Raw genomic sequence first — 18,155 nt, 5'->3', positions numbered from 1 at the left:
GTTTAACTTGCTTTGGATTTTTTTGAATGTAACTCCAAGTATATTTCATCGCACACCACACAAATTTTGTTTCAATCTTACCATGTTATTGCTATTATGGAGATGTCTATTGCATTTGACCATTTGCGCTGGGTAGAAAAAAAAATTAAATTCCGGTGATCGGACGCCAAAAACAGGTTAAGCTCAAATTAAAACTCAACCAAACTAGGTTGAATTTAATCGCAATCTGACAGTCAACGTAACGCTCGACACTGAAATCGAGGTGACTGTTGGAGCTGTAACCTGGGAGGGAAGAAGATGAATGGCAACGTATCGAAACGATCGCGCAATATTGCAATTGTTGGTCCGGCGAGTAGCGGTAAAACAACCCTTTTAGAAAGTTTGTTATTTGTTTCTGGAAACATCACTCGCAAAGGAAGTATTAAACAAGGCAATACCGTAGGCGATAATTTACCGGAAGCGCGCGATCGCGCAATGACTGTTGAAATTAATACCGCTTACACCACTTTCGAGGACTTACAACTCACTTTTCTCGATTGCCCCGGTTCAATTGAGTTTGCTCAAGAAACTCAAAATGCGCTGGTGGGCGTTGATGCTGCGATTGTAGTTTGTGAACCCACTGTTGAGCGCGTTTTAACCCTTGCTCCTATTTTCAAGTTCCTTGATGATTGGGAAATTCCCCACTTGGTTTTCCTCAATAAAATGGAACGGGCGAATCATCCCTTTCCTGAAATTTTGGCAGCGATTAAAGCGGTTTCGCCTCGTCCTTTATTACCGCAACAGTATCCCCTTTACCAAGAACGAACGCTCCTTGGTTACATTGATCTGATTACTGAACAAGCTTACCAATACCATGCCGGGACAGAAGCGGATCCAGTGGCGCTTCCAGAAAGCACAGCAGCAGAAGAAAAACTCGCCCGTGATGATCTTCTAGAAGGGCTAGCTGAATTTGATGACCATCTCCTCGAAGAACTCCTAGAAGAAATTAATCCTTCCCTGGAAGAAATCAAAGAAGACCTTAAACAAGACATCAGTGCTGATTTAATTGTTCCGGTTTGCTTTGGTATGGCGGAACAAGACTATGGGGTTCGTCCTCTATTATCAGCTTTGGTGGCAGAAGTTCCCTCACCAGAAATTACCGCAAAACGGCGTGGACTGGATTCAGAGGCGGCGTCTCCAACGATTGCGCAAGTGTTGAAAACCTACTATTCCCCGCAAGGGGGCAAACTCTCCTTAGTCCGAATTTGGCAAGGACGACTCACGAGTAATCTGACCCTGAATGGGGTTCGTCCCGGTGGCATGTATCAACTCCTGGGACAAGAACAAACCGCAGTACCAGAAGCCTTTGCCGGCGAAATTGTTGCCCTTTCCCGTCTCGAAGGTATACAAACCGGAGAAACCCTCAGTAGCGGTGATCATCCAGACCCCTTACCGACCCCAGAAAAAATGTCCTTCGTTTATGCCTTAGCCATTGCCCCGCAAAAGCGTAAAGATGAAGTGAAACTTACCGAAGCCGTGGCAAAACTCCTAGAAGAAGATCCGGCTTTGACTTGGGAACAAGCTGAGGATACTCAAGAAATTATCCTTTGGGGACAAGGTGAAATTCATCTCAAAGTCGCTTTAGATCGCTTGCAGCGCAAATATAACCTATCCATGCGCACCGATTTACCGCAAGTGCCCTACCAAGAAACCATCCGTAAGGCATCTCAGGCTCACGGACGCTATAAACATCAAACCGGTGGACATGGGGCATTTGGGGATGTTTATCTCGATATCCAACCCTTAGGTCGAGGCGAAGGATTTCAATTTGAAGAAACCATTGTTGGCGGTGCCATTCCGAAACAGTATATTCCTGGTGTTGCCGTAGGTGTGGAAGAATACCTCACCCAAGGTCCGCTGGGATTTCCTGTCGTGGATATCGCTGTGACGCTGACCAATGGGTCATATCATTCGGTCGATAGTTCCGAACAAGCGTTTAAGCAAGCGGCTCGTCTGGCGATGAGTGAAGGGATGCTCAATTGTGAACCCATTTTGTTAGAGCCCATCTTAGAGATTCAAGTTTATGCCCCCTCTGAGTTTACGTCGAATGTCCTGCAGTTGGTCAGTGGACACCGTGGACAAATTATGGGCTATCAAAGCTGCACCGATTGGCTGAGTTGGGATCAAGTGACGGCTTATTTGCCTCAAGCCCAAATGCAGAACTTTATTATCGAGCTGCGATCGCTGACCTTAGGGGTGGGCTTCTTTGACTGGCAACCCCATCATTTTCAAGAAGTGCCCGAGAAAATCACTCAGGAGGTTTTGGCTAATCGGCAAGCCTAGAAACTAATTCGAGTATAGTCCGAAGGATTCAGGACCCTAGCTTGGGCGTATCCTGTTCTAAACATGAGTTTATATTTTTCCTAAATTTTGGCTTGTCCGTTACATCAAATCCATCCTGGTCAACAAATCAGGGTTATTTCTGTAACAAAAGTTACAGAAAATATACAATAGAAATGGATCTAGAAATTGAACTCAGGATAACAATCAAGGAGTCAATTGTGAACATTTCAAGTACCCAAAATTGGACAACCACACAACTCGTTAACTTTAGCAACAACTTAGCAAGTGCTTACTGCCCTGGAGTGAATCAAACTCAACCCAAACAATTAGATAACCAGTGGACAGCAGAAAAGTTACTCAAAATGAGTCAAGCTTTAGCCCAGGCTTACTGTGTTGGGCTATAGAAATCGTCTTACCACCAACAGTAAGCGTCGTGACAAGGCAAAGCTTGGCTCTTGAATACTGAGTAATCCTGACCCATAGGCTAGAAATGATACGTTATTGTCAGAAACCTCGGAGACCTTGATTGATTAATCAGTGATATGTGTCATGCTTGCAACTGAGAATAGGACTTTTCAAACATCCACTTATCCGATAGTTGAGCTTTGGTAAAATTTAGAGAGAAAACTGGTATGGGCTATTAACTACCATAGCTTTAGTAACGATGGCTTGATACCAGGATTTAGGAATGCAGTTTGAACAACAGTCAGTTGCTGGCTGGTTGTCATTAAAGTTAAAGATGAGTCAAGTTTTCCTGCGCGTTGCTCAAGTCAAAACCCATCCCAGCAGATGGTTGAGACGTTTCATTGCTTTTACCCCTCTTACTGTTTCCACCTTACATTTACTGATTACCGTTACTCTTCCCCTTTTTCATTACGATCATTTTTTAGAAAAAGCGATGCAACAACTAGAGGGAAGAGGGATTGTACAGCGATGGCTGGATCAGTTTTATGGGTTTTTTTGGCAACAAGTTACGCCGGATCAAATTGCTCAACAAGAAATTTGGTGGAATCAGGCTTGGGCTGTTGGTTATTTGCTGGTTTCAATGATTTTTTGTTGGCTGGTTTTGCGATGGGATGAGGCAAAATATGTCGTCTCTGGAGTTAGTGTCATCTTGTCTGGTGTCATTTATACTTTAATGCCTGTAGATGTTTTACCCGATTTTATTCCTACAGCAGGAATGTTTGATGATGTAATTATTCTTTTAATCAGTGCGGGAACGGGATTTACAGTTTTAGGAGAAGGAGGAAAGAAACGACAAATCTTGAAAAAAGTCCGCTCCTCAGCGGAAAAAAAGCCACTCCAGGCTCTAGAAATGTTATGTGAAGAATATGGTTTAGAACTGGAAATTGTACCGGATTCTAAAAAAAGCCAATAACTACCTCATTGAATTTGGTTCTAATTACAAAGAGCTGTATCAATCTCAAGTGGAAAAGAGAGAAGCAATGCAGGAGCAATTAGAATCATATCGCGAAGTAAATAGTCAGCTCAAAGAAGAAAAAGCACGCCTCGAAGAAAGAATCAAAGCTTTAAAAAGTCAACAAGAGGATGGCTTGGCAGTTTCAGAAGAAAAAAAGAGTCTTGATGTGATAGAAAACCGACTGAATCGTCGTGAAGAACTGCTGAATGAGAAAGAAGAAAGATTACAAGTTCGAGAAGAGGAACTGCAAACTCAGCGCAATGAACTCGGTGCAGATCAGCGAAAAATTGGCGAAATGGAAGGTCGTCTTCCAGAATTGAGGGAGCGAACAACTGAACTTCAGGAAGAAGTTAATACCTTAGGTGTCGCCAGAGAGCAAGCGGAGAATGGTAAAAATTGGTGGAAAAATGTGGCACTGGTTGAACCGGCGATTATAATGCTACTCTTGGGGCTATTCTACTTCCTTTGGAGACAACTGCAGCCTCGCTATTCTCAATCCTCACCCCGTCAAACCATTGATGTCTGGGAAGGATCTAATCATCAATTGGGTGAGAAGAGTCAGGAGAAAAATATTCTTCCGAAAAGTGAGGAAAAAGCTTAAGTCTTATATATGCGTCAAGCTGGTCAAGCACCGATGACAGAAGAGGAGTTAGGGATTAGAATATTACTATTTTAAATCCCGTGACTTTTGCCAATGACCCAATGACGGCGGAAAAACTTAGCAAGAGACGTTTCTGCTAAGGAAAGGTAAATCGGGCGACCATGAGGGCAAGTGTGGGGATGACGGGTCTGTTGCCAACCATTGAGAATCTCTTGCATTTCCGGAACACTCAATGGCGTTCCATTGCGAATCGCGCTCCGACAAGCGGTGGCAACTTGTGCGGTTTGTAAGTCTCCCCCTTGACTGAGTTCGAGAATCGCATCTGTCAGATCGTCGCGCCCTTGTAAGATTTTAGGAACGGTTCTAATGGCCCAAGTATCTTCCCCGAAAGCATCAATTTCGATGCCAATCCGTTCGAGTTGTTCTTGTTGCGATAAGGAGAGATCATTGAGGATTAAGGGCGGATCATGAGGTACTAATTGCCATTGTGCTTCTAATTGCTCGTAAATAATCCGTTCGTGGGCAATATGCTGCTCAATGAGCCAGATTCCTGCCGGATGTTCTGCGATAATGTATGTATTGTGGAGTTGCGCGATCGCGCTCAATGATAGTAAATTCAGATTTTCTTCTTGATCGGCTTCTGAGGAATTCACTTGATAGCTGCCCTTGGCTTCTCGCGCTTGCAAAAGTTCTCCCACCCGGCGATTATGAACCGTTTCTGGCACTTGTTCGGGGTTGAGTTTTAAAACCTCAGCCAAGGCCTGAGCGGTTTGTTCCTGCCAAAATGAGAGGTGACGCAGATAAATTTCAGCTTTGGCAGGATGACGATTCCAGTCAATCAAACTGGGGTGAGTGTGGAGATGTAACCAACAAATGGGATAACGATCGCGCGGTAAGGTGCGCATTAATCCAGACGTAAGGGTTTGTTCCAATTCCGGTAAACGCACACAGCGTCCATTGATTGCAGTTTTAATCCAATCTCCTTTGTGGCGAGAAGCGCGATCGGGTAATCCCACCACTAATTCCAAATGCGATGCACTCTCTTGTTCAGGTGTCGTCATTTCCTGACAGATATATTGAAAATCAGACTGCTGAAACCTTGATAAAATTTGCGGGAAAAGCTGTTGTGGGGTTTCTCCGGGACTCAAATGCAACCAGAGGCGATCTTGATGATAGACTTGCCAGGTGAGGTGCGGATGAGCCAGCGCAATTTCGTAAATCGTTTTCTGGATGGTTTTTAATTGCTGGGAAACCTTCGGTAAAGCGTGACGACGGGCAGGTAAATTGCCAAAAAGATCAGAAACGGTGACAATCGTACCTGGGGCAAGCGCGATCGTTTTTTCTGTCAGTATGGTTCCGCCTTGACCGTACTCAATGCCATAGCCTATTTCTTGTTCCTTGCGAGGACGACTAAAGATTTGTAAAGAGGCAATTTGCGTTAGGCTATGGAGGGCTTCGCCGCGAAAGCCAAGGCTAACCACTTTTTGCAGATCGGCAAAGGCTCGAATTTTACTGGTGGTATGAGGGGAGGCACAACAGCGTAAATTCTCTAAGCTCATTCCCTCCCCATTATCCGCAACTTGAATGCGAGAGAGTTGGGCATCCAGCGCAATGGTCAGCCGATTTGCCTTCGCATCGAGGGCATTTTCCACCAATTCACGCACAACAGCTGCCGTCGAGGAAATCACTTCCCCGGCTGCAATTTGTTGAATGACATGATTGGGTAAGGCTTGAATCCGATTAGAAATCAAAGCGATTGCAGCTTAGTTATTCATCTGGCTCGATGGTACTGGTCAACCCATGATTTTTGAGCGTTTCACAGTAGAACTCGGCGTGTTCTTGAGCGCAAGTAATCACTAAAGAGACGCCAGAGTTATGAGCTTCCATCATAATATCCACGGCTTGGGGTTGAGTCAGGCTGGGCACAGTTTGTAATAAAGTCTCTACCACATACTCCATCCCATTAAAGTCATCATTGTGGAGGAGTACCCGATACCGAGGGGCGGGTTTGCGAACGGTTTGATTTTTCTCAACGGTCTGAATCGCGGGCTTATCTAGAACTTCAGTTGCCACAGTTATCCTCCCGAGTCATGTTACTAACATTACTTTCAATCATCCATATTAACTTCTAGGGGAGAGGCTTGCGCTTCTACTGTTTCCTCAGAATCTTCAGAATTTGGGGAAAAGACTTCTCCAGTCTCTGTTTCTGATTCGTCCCACGTTTCCGTGTCTTCTGGGAGTTCTTGGTATTGATTGACTTCTTTGATATCAATTTTCCAACCGGTCAGATGAGCGCTGAGACGAACGTTTTGTCCATCTTTCCCGATCGCGAGACTGAGTTGATTTTCTGGAACCAGAACTTGGGCGTGCCGTTGTTCGGTGTCCATTAAAACCACACGATTGATTTGAGCGGGACTGAGGGCATTTTTGATATAGATTTCCGGGTCAGGAGACCAGCGAATGACATCAATTTTCTCCCCTCGCAGTTCATTAACAACTGCTTGAATGCGTGATCCTCGCGCCCCAATGCAAGCACCTACCGGATCAACATCGCGATCAAGGGTATCGACGGCAATTTTCGTCCGCGATCCCACATTGCGAGAGGGGGGATTGGCTTCCCGCGCGATCGCGACAATTCTGACCACTTCATCTTGAATTTCGGGCACTTCGTTTTCAAACAAGTAGGCGACTAAGCCCGCTGATGCCCGAGAGACAATCAGTTGCGGTCCGCGACCGACCCCTTCACGAACTTTTTTCAGATAAACGCGAAAGGTAGCATTGGCGCGGTAATTATCATTGGGAAGTTGGTCACGGCGAGGGAGTTCGGCTTCCACTTCTGGACGACCATAGCCGCTGGTGACTGCCATAATCACCGATTGTCGTTCAAAGCGGATCACGCGCGCTTGCAAGACCGTTTCTTCTAAGTCTTGGAATTCTTCTTGAATCATCCGGCGTTCTTGATCGCGCAATTTCTGCATCAGCACTTGCTTGGTCTGAATTGCAGCCATGCGCCCGAATTCTTTTTGCTGAGGCGTCACATCGAGAACGACGCTATCTCCAAGTTCGGCTTCATCGGCGACTTCTTGCACTTCTTTTAAGCCAATTTGATGATCCGAATTTTCCACTTCTTCCACAATCTCTTTGGTGGCAAGAACCATAAAGCCTTCTTCTTCCACATCCAGTTGCACTTCAAAATTATCGAAGTAGTCATCACTAAATTGATCGCGATCGAGGGTGCGCGATCGGCGATAGCGTTCATATCCTTTTAATAAAGCTTCTTGCAGCGCTGCTTTGACCGCACTCGGCGGTAAATTATGTCCTTCACTAATTTCTTCAATCATCCGGCCTAAACCCGGTAAACTGACAATAGCCATAAATTTTAATCTCCTTTATTTAGTTATTCGTTATTAGTCATTGGGTAACCCCTTCCCCTTGTCTCCCTCTCTCCCCTTTCTAAGATGGGGTATCCAGTTCTACCGTCTGGATGACATTACGGGGAATTTTAATCAGTCGTCCTTTCTGATTGATATAAACCGTCGTTTCATCACGCCGATTGAGCGTTCCCTGCCATTTTTGTTTTCCTTTATAGGGTGGATCCGTGCTCACCAAGACAGGAAAACCCTTAAAACTTTCATATTCGCGATCGCGCGTCAATTGTTCTGAAATTCCCGGGCTGGAGACTTCCAACACATAAGCATCCGGAATCACTTCCGCCAAATCCAATTCTGCTTCTAAGGTGCGGCTCATTTGTTCGCAGTCATTGAGACTGGTGTCCTCTTCTGGATTACGCACTTCCACCCGCAAGATGGGGGGACTTTCGTTGGTTAAGAACGCCACTTCGACAACTTCTAAGCCGAGGTTTTGCGCGATCGGGGTAGCAATTTGGGTGATTTGGGGAATCAAAGGATGTGTCATGATCCGACTTGCAGACAATAAAAAAAGCGGGCGCGACCCACTTGTGAAAGACGACGATGCTGTCAGTGAGCAGTCGATCAAGAATCCGAGCGTGCTGGATTCTTTGCTCTCGTTTAGTTTAACATTAACGTGACTGAGGCATGAGAAAGGCAATGATGCACTTAATTTTATATTCCAAGCCGGGTTGCCACCTTTGTGAGGGACTACAAGAAAAGTTAGAACAAATCAGCACAATTTCTGTTGACTTAGAAATTCGAGATATCACCACGCGGGACGATTGGTTTCAAGCCTATCAATATTCTATTCCGGTATTGTGTATAGAACGGGCTAACCAAGAAGAAACTTTACCTCGTCCTTCGCCTCGAGCTTCTGTGGAGTATTTAACTCGCTTATTGCAACAATATCAAGGATAACTTTGCTTTTAACTTCCCTGTTGCAGAGGTTATTAGCCTCAGTAGTGCCATTTCTTAGGATGACGCAAATCAGCAAATCAATTTAATTGAAAACCGATTCATCGGTAAAAAGATGCAATTATTTCAAATAAGCCACAGTGACCCCAGACCCCCCCTCATTTTGAGGTGCCGTTTCATAGCGTTCTACTTGCGGATGCTGTTTCAGAAATTCTTGTACACCCTGCCGCAGTTTCCCAGTTCCTTTGCCATGAATAACCCATAGTGCAGCACTGGTTTGAGAGCGAATGGCGTTTTCCAGTTGACTTTCGGCTTGGGCAACCCGATAACCGCGAATATCGAGGGTATTCCTTTCGGTGCGCACGGTTGGTGCCCCACTCGCAGGCTTTTTCGCCGTGGAAGTCGATGCTTTTTGTTGCTTTTGCGGAAGTTCCGGTTTTTTTCCGTCTAAAGATTCGATATCCGCCAGAGAAACGGTCATTTTCATTAACCCCAAACGAATGGTCAGTTTTCCTTCTGCGTTCGGTTCAGTTAAGACTTCTCCAGTTTGACTCAACTTGGGAAGGCGCACTTGTTCCCGAACTTGCGGTTGATACTTGGGTTTGGGTTTAGGAGTTTCTTGTTTTGGACGATGACGAGTGGCAATTTCATTAACCGTTGCTGTGGCTTTTTGCGCAGCTTGTCCGGTTTTTTCGCCCTGCTGCAACTGCTTAATCACTTGCGCAATTTCTTGTCTGGCTTCGGAAACTGCTTCATTGACGGCTTGTTCCTGAGAGCGTTTTAAGTCCGCTTCTCGGGCTTCTAAGGCTTGGGCGCGACTGGAAACTTCTTGATAGAATTTTTCCGCTTGTTCCAGTAATTGACGGGCTTCTTGGGCTTTTTCTTCTTGTTCTCGCCGTTGATTTTCTAACCCGGCAATCACTTGGTTAATATCTTCGGAATCGCCTCCCATTTTGTTTTTTGCTGCTTCCAGAATCTCAGGATCAAGTCCGAGGCGACGGGCAATGGTAAGAGCATTTGATCGTCCGGGAATCCCCCATAGCAGACGATAGGTAGGAGAAAGGGTTTCGTCGTCAAATTCGACAGAAGCGTTTTCAAAGCGTTCATCTTGATATTTCAGGGCTTTCAGTTCTCCGTAGTGGGTGGTGGCAATGGTGAGGCGTACTCGTTCCGCGAGATACTGGAGTAACGCGATCGCGATCGCGCTGCCTTCTGCCGGATCGGTTCCCGCACCCACTTCATCCAATAAGACTAAAGATGCTTTGACTTCACCTTCTGTTTCTTGGGCTTGGAGTGCCTCAATAATGCGGGTAATCCGGCGAATATGACCTGAAAACGTGGAAAGACTCTGCTCAATGGATTGTTCATCCCCAATATCGGCTAAAACTTGTTCAAACCAAGGAATTTCCACTGGTTCCTTTGCCGGAATAAATAAGCCGACTTTTGCCATTAACGCGGCTAAACCTACTGTTTTGAGGGTGACGGTTTTCCCGCCTGTATTGGGTCCTGTAATGGCCACAACCCGCGTTTGCGGATTAATTTGCACATCAATGGGAACCACGGACATCCCCTGTTCATGCTGCTGTTGCCAAACTAAAAGCGGATGGCGTAAGCGACGGAGGGTAATGGGTTCACTACTATTCTTTTCCACAAAGCGGGGGGGATTCGCTTCTAGCCACAAACTGTAGCGCGATCGTGCTGTGGCTAAATCTAGTTTGGTGGCTACTGCTACGACTAGTTCTAAATCTTCTTTCACCTCCGCCACTTGTTCGGTTAGGACTTGCAGAATTCGTTCTTCTTCCCGTTGTTCTTGGCGAAGATACTGTCGCTGTTGGTTTCCCAGTTCTACTACCGAATTCGGTTCAATGTAGAGGGTGGCACCGGTACTTGAACTATCATGAACAATACCGCGAATGGACTCTTTATGTCCGGCTTTCACCGGTAATACAAAGCGTTCTCCCCGTTGCGTAATCACTGCTTCTTGAATCGCACCGCTTTGTTGTTGCATGATATTTTGCAACTTCTGATAAATGCGATCACGCCGGTCTTTAATATTCTGGCGAATTTCTCCTAATTTTGGGCTCGCCCGTTCGGTCACTTTCCCTTTATCATCCAGACAACGATTAATTTCTCTTTCTAATTCAGGGTACGTTCGCACCTGTGAAATTAAGTCTTTCAGTTGAGGAGACTCTTCTAACTCATCAATCACCCGCCGTAACCGTCGCACTCCTGCTAAAGTCGTCGCAATTTGTATCAGCGTTTCTCCCGGTAAAATTCCTTTATATTCTGCCCGTTCTAGCGCCGAACCAAAATCATAAATCCCATCAAATTTCCAACTACTGGTTAAATTTTCATCTAGTGCATAGACTTCTTTGGTCTCTTCCAGCAGCGTTAAGCTAGCTTCATGGTTTTCTGGGATGGGAAGATGACGGGCGGCGTAGGCACCCAGTTTAGTACTGGCAAAGGTTGCTAAATGCTCACCTAAACGTCGCCATTCTAACAGTTCGAGGGTTTCTGCTTCTATCAAGGCAAATCTATTTACACTTTTCTAGTCCTTCATCTATCTTAATTGTTTTGATACAGTTTCTTCAGAGCGCCCCAGGAGAGGGAAACCGTTATGGAGGGAAGAAGCACCAGGCGCTGGCGGAAGAACTAAGCTCTTTGAGAGAGGAACTGCTTCCAATTCTTGTCTAAATAAAGGTTTAACTGTCTGAGTTTTCAGGTTCTGACTTTGCTAACACACCGTTAAGAAAGATATCAGCAATCCCTTCTGCCATCTCTTTCATCGCGTGAGGCGGTGCATCGGATTCGACAATGGTATCGTTAGAAAATCCAGCAATGGTAAACATTCCTAAAAAGACTTGTGCTACTACTCTCGGGTTCATCCGACGATAAATCCCTCGTTCCATAGCCGTTTCAAAGAAGGCTTCTGTCACATCTGTCATTTTGGAAATTACTTCCGACTGGATACGTTCCCTCAGTTCTGGATGAAATTGGGCTTCAAAGAAACAAACCCTTAATAATTCCCCATTTTCATGCAGTCGAAACATCCGTCGTCTCATCACTTGGGCAACCGCTTTATAGCTTCCCATTTCACTTAACTCGGTGAGGAGATCGGTTAAAATTTCAATCCAGCCTTGAGTGGCGACTTCCACTAAGATTGCCTTTTTGTTCTCAAAATGTCGAAACAGTGTTCCTTCAGCAATTCCAGCTTCCGCTGCTAATTCTTTAGTCGTGGTTGCATCATAGCCACGGTTCGCAAAGAGACGCTGCGCTGTTTTGAGAACGCGATCGCGCACACTGGCTTCAGAGGGCGATTTTTGAGCAGAGGAGGCAGCTTGGGGACGGAACACTTGCATAAGACTTCGATCTGTGGCTTATCATTGATAGGGTAGCTTTGATCCACTAAAAAAGTTGACGATTTTCAACAAAATGTAACAGAAGTTTGCATTTTAGTTAACGGATCGATACGAGTAAATTCTAGAGGAAAATTGTGTTACGACTCATCATTACTATTAGCTGTCTCTTCCTATTTTGGGGTAGCCCAATGATTCCCTCTGCACAAGCAGAGAATCAGTCATCGCAGATTCAACCTTATCTGGAACGGGTTAAGGACCGTATTACAGAATATGAACTGGATAATGGGATGAAATTTATCATTCTTCCTGAAGAAGAAGCCCCGGTCATTTCCTTTGTCACGTATGCTGATGTGGGTGGCGCTAATGAAGAAGAAGGAAAAACGGGTGCCGCTCACTTTTTAGAACACCTTGCCTTTAAAGGAACCAGCGAAATTGGTACGAAAAACTACCAGCAAGAAAAAGTTTTAATTGAGCGTTTAGACCAAGTGCATCAACAATTGGAAGCTGCCCAAGAAAAGAAGAATCAAGAACAGGTTCAAGAACTACAAACCAAGTTTCAAAAATTGCAATCAGAAGCGGCTGAATATGTTGAGCAAAATGAGTATGGAAAAATTGTTCAAGCTGAAGGGGGTGTGGGCTTAAATGCTGCTACATCCGCTGATTATACCGTTTATTTTTATAGTTTTCCGGCGAATAAACTCGAACTTTGGATGTCTCTTGAATCGGAACGTTTTTTAGATCCGGTATTTCGAGAATTTTATAAAGAACAACAAGTCATTCTCGAAGAAAGACGACTGCGAACTGATAATTCCCCTGTGGGAAAAATGATTGAAGAATTTTTAGGCGCTGCGTTTACAACGCATCCCTACCAACGTCCGGTCATTGGTTACGAAGAAGATATTCGTAATCTCACTCGGGATGATATTCGTAATTTTTTTGAAACCTATTATGTTCCGGAAAAGTTAACAGTTGCGATGGTTGGCGATGTTGATCCAGAAGCAGTCAAAGCATTAGCTGATACTTATTTCGGTCGTTTTTCACCGCAGCCCGAACCCCCACAAGTAACAGCAGTCGAACCGCCGCAAAGTGAAACTCGGGAAGTGAATTTAACCCTTAATTCTCAACCTTGGTATTTTGAAGGGTATCATCGTCCAGCTATTACCGATGATGATCATGTGGTTTATGAAGTGATTTCTCGCTTACTCAGTGATGGTCGAACCTCGCGGTTATACCAATCACTTGTGCAAGATCAACAAGTTGCCTTATCCGCAAGAGGATTAAGTAGTTTTCCCGGAGATAAGTTTCCAAATTTGGTTCTATTTTATGCCTTAACGGCACCGAATCATAGCTTGGAAGAAGTTTCTGCAGCCCTAACTTTAGAAATTGAAAAATTAAAAACAGAGCCCGTTTCTGAAACAGAATTAGAACGTGTGAAAACGCAAATGCAAGCCAGTTTGCTACGCAGTTTAGACTCGAATAAAGGGATGGCACGACGCTTGGCTGAATATGAAGCAAAAACTGGCAGTTGGGAAAATTTATTTACAGAATTAGAAGCAATTAGTGCTGTCACTGCCGATGATATCCAGCGCGTGGCAAAAACGACGTTTACCGAAGATAATCGCACCATTGGACGAATTATTGCACAAGAATAAGCATTGGGAAATATGAAAAGAACTCGATTAAATATGAAGGCGATTAAATGGTTCGGGATTGGAATTTGTGTGGCTTTATTTGTGGTTTTAGGCAATAGCAATTTATTTGCTAAAGCAGCAACTACAGAAGCTAAGCACTACACTGAATTAGAATTTTCTGCTCCCCCAGAAGTGACCCTTCCTGAGTACGAAACGTATCAGTTGGAGAACGGTTTAAAGATTTATTTAATTGAAGATCATGAATTCCCTTTGGTTAGGGGAACGGCATTGTTTCGTACCGGATCGCGCTTTGAACCTGCCGATCAAGTTGGACTGGCTTCCCTAACGGGAACTGTGATGCGCAGTGGGGGAACCCAACAGCATCCAGCGGATGAATTAAACCAAATTTTAGAACAACGAGCGGCTTCCATTGAAACGGGAATCAATACGACTTCTGGAAGTGCTAATTTTGACTGTCTAACGAAAGACTTAGCTACAGTTTTTAACTTATTTGCAGAAGTGATTAAGACACCTGCCTTTGCCGAAGATAAAGTTGCTTTAGCCAAACAGCAGGCAAAAGGGGAAATTTCTCGCCGGAATGATGACCCAGGAGATATTGCCGATCGCGAGTTTCAAAAGTTAATTTATGGGGAAAGCAGTCCCTATGCCAGAACCAAAGAATACGCCACCTTAGCTAATATTGCACGGTCAGATCTGGTTGATTTTTATGAAAGTTATATCCGCCCGGAAGCAATGTTATTAGGCATTGTGGGTGATTTTGATGCGGCAGCGATGCGCGATCGCGTTGCAAAAGCCTTTGCAAATTGGCAAGTTTCAACGCCAAAACCCAACTATGATGTTCCCCCTGCTGAACAAGCCAAAACAGAAGGCATCTATATGGTTGAACAACCGCAACTGAGCCAATCTTATGTGGAATTAGGGCACCTGGGCGGGACCCTCGATAACCCGGATTATCCGGCTTTAAGAGTCTTAAATGGCTCGCTCAATGGCTTTGGCGGCACCTTAATGAATGATGTGCGATCGCGCGAAGGTTTAGCTTATTCAGTTTATGGGGTATGGAGTGCCCGTTACGATTATCCTGGCTATTTTATTGCCGGCGGACAAACCCGTTCTGAGGCGACGGTTCCCTTTATCCAATCCGTAATGGATGAAATTCAAAAAGTGAGAGAAACCCCACTTTCTGATTCTCAGTTGCAATACGCCAAAGAATCCATTCTCAACTCCTTCATCTTCAATTTTGAACAGCCTTCCCAAACCCTTTCGCGGTTGATGCGCTATGACTATTATGGCTATCCGGCAGACTTTATTTTCCAATTTCAAGAGGGGGTTAAACAAACCACTAAAGAAGATGTCCAACGGGTAGCCAACACTTACTTACAACCGGAAAAAATGGTGAAGCTAGTCGTTGGCAATTCCGACGGAATTACACCCAATCTCAGTCAGTTAGACGAAGACGTAACCACCGTTGATATCTCGATTCCCCAACCGATCTCAAAAAAACAACTGTTACCGACCCCAGAAAAGATCGATTAAAATTAAGTGGAACTTAGCTTGCTTGGTCGCGGAGGGTTAAAGCATTGGATGAACTGAGAACTGCTTTGGAACTTGCCACAGAAGACGAACTCCAGCAAATCATCGACATTTTATTCTGCCGTCGATTTAATCCCCTAGATTATTTTGGCACCCCAGAACCCGCAGAAATTTTGAGTAAAGAACATGCTGCTTGCTTAGACGCGATCGAGCATCGCTTTCGTTTTCTGGCTGCCGATGGGTTTACTGTTTTGCGGCAACGCAGCCAAGAGTTAAGTTATCGTCAAATCTTAGTTCGGGTTTGCAGTTACCTCAAACTCTCTTTCTCTCGCGACCTTTCCACCACTGATCTCGAAGCGGAAATTTTCCTCAATTTGATGACTCGGGCTTGGCAAGAGCTTCCTGACCCAGAAAAAGCCTCAATTACAGCCAAAGTTCAAGACTCTCTTGCCCAAAGCAAAGCCCCAGCCCCCCTGCCACCGCAAATTCAAAATAACCCCATGAGTTTTCTCCTGAAAGGCGGTAGTGTGGTTGCGGTGAGTTCTATTTTGCGTCCTTGGCTACTGCAACAGATTGCTCGTCAGTTTGCCTTCCACTTTGCTCGTTATCAAGTGGCAAAAAATGCGGTGATTCGGGGCGGAACGGCAGCAGCAGCCCAACTTCAAGGTCAAATTGCCCTGAAAAGCGCTCAGCATGGTATGGCACTCAGTGCTGCCCGGTATGGGGCAGTGCGAACTGTCTTTTCGTTTCTCGGACCCATTTTATGGGGCTGTTTAGCAGCCGATCTCGGGTGGAAAACGATTGCCACCAACTATGGGCGTATTATTCCCACCGTGTTTGCTTTAGCACAAATCCGCCTCCTCCGGGAAGATGACGCGAACTGGCAATTGGTATAAATGCTTTTTTCTGAACGTTGCCCCCAGTTATGGTATTGGGGACAAATCTTTTTTTTAATCTTGCCCTTACTCCCGACTTGGGGCTCACTTGGGCTGCTCGCGATCGCGCTCCTTGCGATCAAACAAGCCCCTCGAGAACTACTGAAACGGGGGTTGACTTGGGGATTACTCGCCCTATCATTTTGGCTATTGTTAACTGCTGCCGCAGCAGAACATCCCACAGAAGCCTGGTTAGGAGTTGCCAATTTTATCCCTTTTTTTATTGTCTTTCTCGGCTTTAATCTGCTCTTAGAAACACCTCGTCAGTTACGACGATTAGCCGAATTAGCGGTCATCAGTGCGGTTGTCGTTGCCGTTTTAGGGATTGGACAAGTGAGGTTCGGTTGGCACACCTCAGATGCCCTACAACCTTTTTTGGGATGGGTATTAATGCCGGGAGGACATCCCTCGGGTCGCTTAGCCTCTGTATTTATGTATACCAATATTGCCGGGGCTTATTTATTAGTCATGCTAACTTTGACCATCGGGTTATGGGTTGAGGTCTATCGCTGGCGACGACAACAGGTGTGGCGCTGGTTCGGATTAACCGGCGCCATAATCTTCATCGCGATCGCGCTTTTTCTGACCGCTTCTCGCAACGCTTGGGCACTTGCCTTGTTCGTGATAATCGTTTATGTCATTTACTTGCGATGGTACTGGCTACTAGCAATGGGAGGTGTAATCCTCAGTGCCGTGCTGGGCGCAGCTTTTGCTCCTTCTCCCCTTGATCAAGGGTTACGGCAAGTGGTGCCGCGTTCGATTTGGGCTCGTCTTAACGATCAAATGTATGATCGCCCGCTTGCGACCCTCCGCACTACCCAATGGCAGTTTACCTGGGACTTAATTCAAGATCGTCCTTTACTAGGCTGGGGATTACGCAATTTTACTCCTCTTTATCAAGAACAAATGGGAATTTGGCTGGGACATCCTCATAACTTCCCCTTAATGTTGATTGCAGAAATCGGCATTCCGGGGGGGTTATTGTTGTTTGCCTTAATTGGCAGTATCATTACTCGTGCCAATATCCTACTGAGCATTTGGCATAAGCTTACCCCCACTCCCGGTGCTGAGCAATGGCAAAAAGACCAGCTTATTTTCTTGACCTTCATTATTGCCTTTTGCGCCCTTAGCCTTTTTAATTTACTCGATATTACCCTCTTCGATCTCCGCTTGAATCTTTTCGCATGGCTCCTCTTGGCTGGAATTGACGGCATCAGCCATCATTATCGTCAGTTACGATGGGGAGTCAAACTAATACGCTAAGCGATTTTGAATGGCCCAGCGTGCGAGTTCAGTGCGATTATGAAGTCGGGTTTTATTCAACATATTAGAGACATGAGACTCAACCGTGCGTTGGCTCACATTGAGCTTTTCTGCAATTTCTCGATTCGCTAATCCTTGGGCAACAAACTGGACAACTTTCGTTTCAGTACGGGTGAGAGTAACATCTGCCGGGACTTGAATTTGTTCCCCCTGACTCCCATTAATCCCCCCGCCACTTTTCTCCATGAGACGTTGCGCTTGCTTGAGGGAAGATTCCACCTGAGCGACTAATTCTTCTGGTTCAAACGGCTTAACTAAATAAACATCCGCACCTGTATTTAAACCCTTGACCCGGTCTGTGGTTTGTCCTTTTGCTGATAAAAAGAGAACTGGAATCCAGCTAATCCGATCATCTTGGCGAATTTGTTCTACCAATTCATACCCATCCATCTCAGGCATCATAATATCACAAATAATGAGATCCGGAGTCTCATGTTCTAAGATAGCAAGAGCATCTTTTCCATTATCTGCAGTGAGCACTTGATATCCTTGAAATTCCAGATAGTCTTGTACTAAAAGGATTAAATTGGGATCATCGTCAATGAGGAGTAGCTGCTTGGTTTCGTCATCTACGTGGTTATCTTTCATTTGTACTTGTTTCATTTGTATCATTTGTACTTGCCAATTCGTAGGAGTAGATTTTTCAATTTAATCGAAAAAAGTCGCAAACGTCTCTAAGTATTTTATC

Annotated in this window: 16 protein-coding genes; 9 read left to right on the top strand and 7 right to left on the bottom strand. The window is 45.1% G+C overall.

The genetic code is table 11. From position 1 onward, the window contains the following. Positions 1-297: 297 nt before the first annotated feature. The 4 genes from GVY04_17985 to GVY04_17970 all read left to right on the top strand — a co-directional run bounded on the left by GVY04_17985 (position 298) and on the right by GVY04_17970 (position 4,343). The gene (locus tag GVY04_17985; protein NBD17945.1) at positions 298-2,322 is read left to right on the top strand and encodes an elongation factor G; all 2,025 of its coding nucleotides are present in this window, start codon (positions 298-300) and stop codon (positions 2,320-2,322) included. A 218-nt stretch (positions 2,323-2,540) separates the two neighbouring features. Continuing rightward, entirely contained in the window at positions 2,541-2,726 is a 186-nt protein-coding gene (locus GVY04_17980) for a hypothetical protein (GenBank protein NBD17944.1), read from the top strand. Positions 2,727-3,010: 284 nt separating this feature from the next. Further along, a complete protein-coding gene (locus GVY04_17975) occupies positions 3,011-3,700 on the top strand; it encodes a DUF1232 domain-containing protein (protein NBD17943.1) in 690 nt (229 codons plus the stop codon). 67 nt (positions 3,701-3,767) lie between these two features. Next, a complete protein-coding gene (locus GVY04_17970) occupies positions 3,768-4,343 on the top strand; it encodes a hypothetical protein (protein NBD17942.1) in 576 nt (191 codons plus the stop codon). Between the two features lie 71 nt (positions 4,344-4,414). Here the strand turns inward: GVY04_17970 and mutL are convergent, their stop codons facing one another. The 4 genes from mutL to rimP form a co-directional block, all read right to left on the bottom strand. Continuing rightward, complete coding sequence (gene mutL, locus GVY04_17965; GenBank protein NBD17941.1) at positions 4,415-6,091, bottom strand: DNA mismatch repair endonuclease MutL; 1,677 nt, start codon at positions 6,089-6,091, stop codon at positions 4,415-4,417. A 19-nt stretch (positions 6,092-6,110) separates the two neighbouring features. Then, positions 6,111-6,416, bottom strand: coding sequence for an ATP-dependent Clp protease adapter ClpS (clpS, locus tag GVY04_17960; GenBank protein ID NBD17940.1), 306 nt, complete (start codon positions 6,414-6,416; stop codon positions 6,111-6,113). A 35-nt stretch (positions 6,417-6,451) separates the two neighbouring features. Further along, entirely contained in the window at positions 6,452-7,717 is a 1,266-nt protein-coding gene (gene nusA, locus GVY04_17955) for a transcription termination factor NusA (protein ID NBD17939.1), read from the bottom strand. Positions 7,718-7,796: 79 nt separating this feature from the next. Further along, positions 7,797-8,258, bottom strand: coding sequence for a ribosome maturation factor RimP (rimP, locus tag GVY04_17950; GenBank protein ID NBD17938.1), 462 nt, complete (start codon positions 8,256-8,258; stop codon positions 7,797-7,799). A gap of 155 nt (positions 8,259-8,413) precedes the next feature. Here rimP and GVY04_17945 point away from each other — a divergent pair, with 155 nt between their 5' ends. Next, positions 8,414-8,671 (top strand): glutaredoxin family protein, encoded by a 258-nt coding sequence (locus GVY04_17945; protein NBD17937.1) that lies wholly within the window; start codon positions 8,414-8,416, stop codon positions 8,669-8,671. 118 nt (positions 8,672-8,789) lie between these two features. On the opposite strand, the gene GVY04_17940 is transcribed toward GVY04_17945, so the two are convergent. Together GVY04_17940 and GVY04_17935 are read right to left on the bottom strand one after the other, a co-directional pair. Next, positions 8,790-11,195: an endonuclease MutS2 gene (locus GVY04_17940; protein ID NBD17936.1), complete on the bottom strand. Its 2,406-nt coding sequence runs from the start codon at positions 11,193-11,195 to the stop codon at positions 8,790-8,792. 175 nt (positions 11,196-11,370) lie between these two features. After that, positions 11,371-12,027, bottom strand: coding sequence for a TetR family transcriptional regulator (locus GVY04_17935; protein ID NBD17935.1), 657 nt, complete (start codon positions 12,025-12,027; stop codon positions 11,371-11,373). A gap of 134 nt (positions 12,028-12,161) precedes the next feature. Between GVY04_17935 and GVY04_17930 the strand changes: the two genes are divergently transcribed. From GVY04_17930 to GVY04_17915, 4 genes are read left to right on the top strand one after another with little or no spacing between them, the layout of a single operon-like run. Next, positions 12,162-13,679: an insulinase family protein gene (locus GVY04_17930; GenBank protein NBD17934.1), complete on the top strand. Its 1,518-nt coding sequence runs from the start codon at positions 12,162-12,164 to the stop codon at positions 13,677-13,679. 33 nt (positions 13,680-13,712) lie between these two features. After that, positions 13,713-15,212: an insulinase family protein gene (locus tag GVY04_17925; protein ID NBD17933.1), complete on the top strand. Its 1,500-nt coding sequence runs from the start codon at positions 13,713-13,715 to the stop codon at positions 15,210-15,212. Between the two features lie 44 nt (positions 15,213-15,256). Continuing rightward, positions 15,257-16,105, top strand: coding sequence for a hypothetical protein (locus GVY04_17920; protein ID NBD17932.1), 849 nt, complete (start codon positions 15,257-15,259; stop codon positions 16,103-16,105). Then, complete coding sequence (locus tag GVY04_17915) at positions 16,106-17,407, top strand: O-antigen ligase domain-containing protein (protein ID NBD17931.1); 1,302 nt, start codon at positions 16,106-16,108, stop codon at positions 17,405-17,407. It abuts the gene before it with no gap. On the opposite strand, the gene GVY04_17910 is transcribed toward GVY04_17915, so the two are convergent. Then, entirely contained in the window at positions 17,396-18,070 is a 675-nt protein-coding gene (locus tag GVY04_17910) for a response regulator (protein NBD17930.1), read from the bottom strand. The genes GVY04_17915 and GVY04_17910 overlap by 12 nt on opposite strands. Between the last annotated feature and the right edge of the window lie 85 nt (positions 18,071-18,155).

This window comes from Cyanobacteria bacterium GSL.Bin1, assembly GCA_009909085.1.
GTDB lineage: Bacteria > Cyanobacteriota > Cyanobacteriia > Cyanobacteriales > Rubidibacteraceae > Halothece.
The sequence above is the reverse complement of the archived record's forward strand: the minus strand, read 5'-3'. Positions and strand labels throughout refer to the sequence as shown.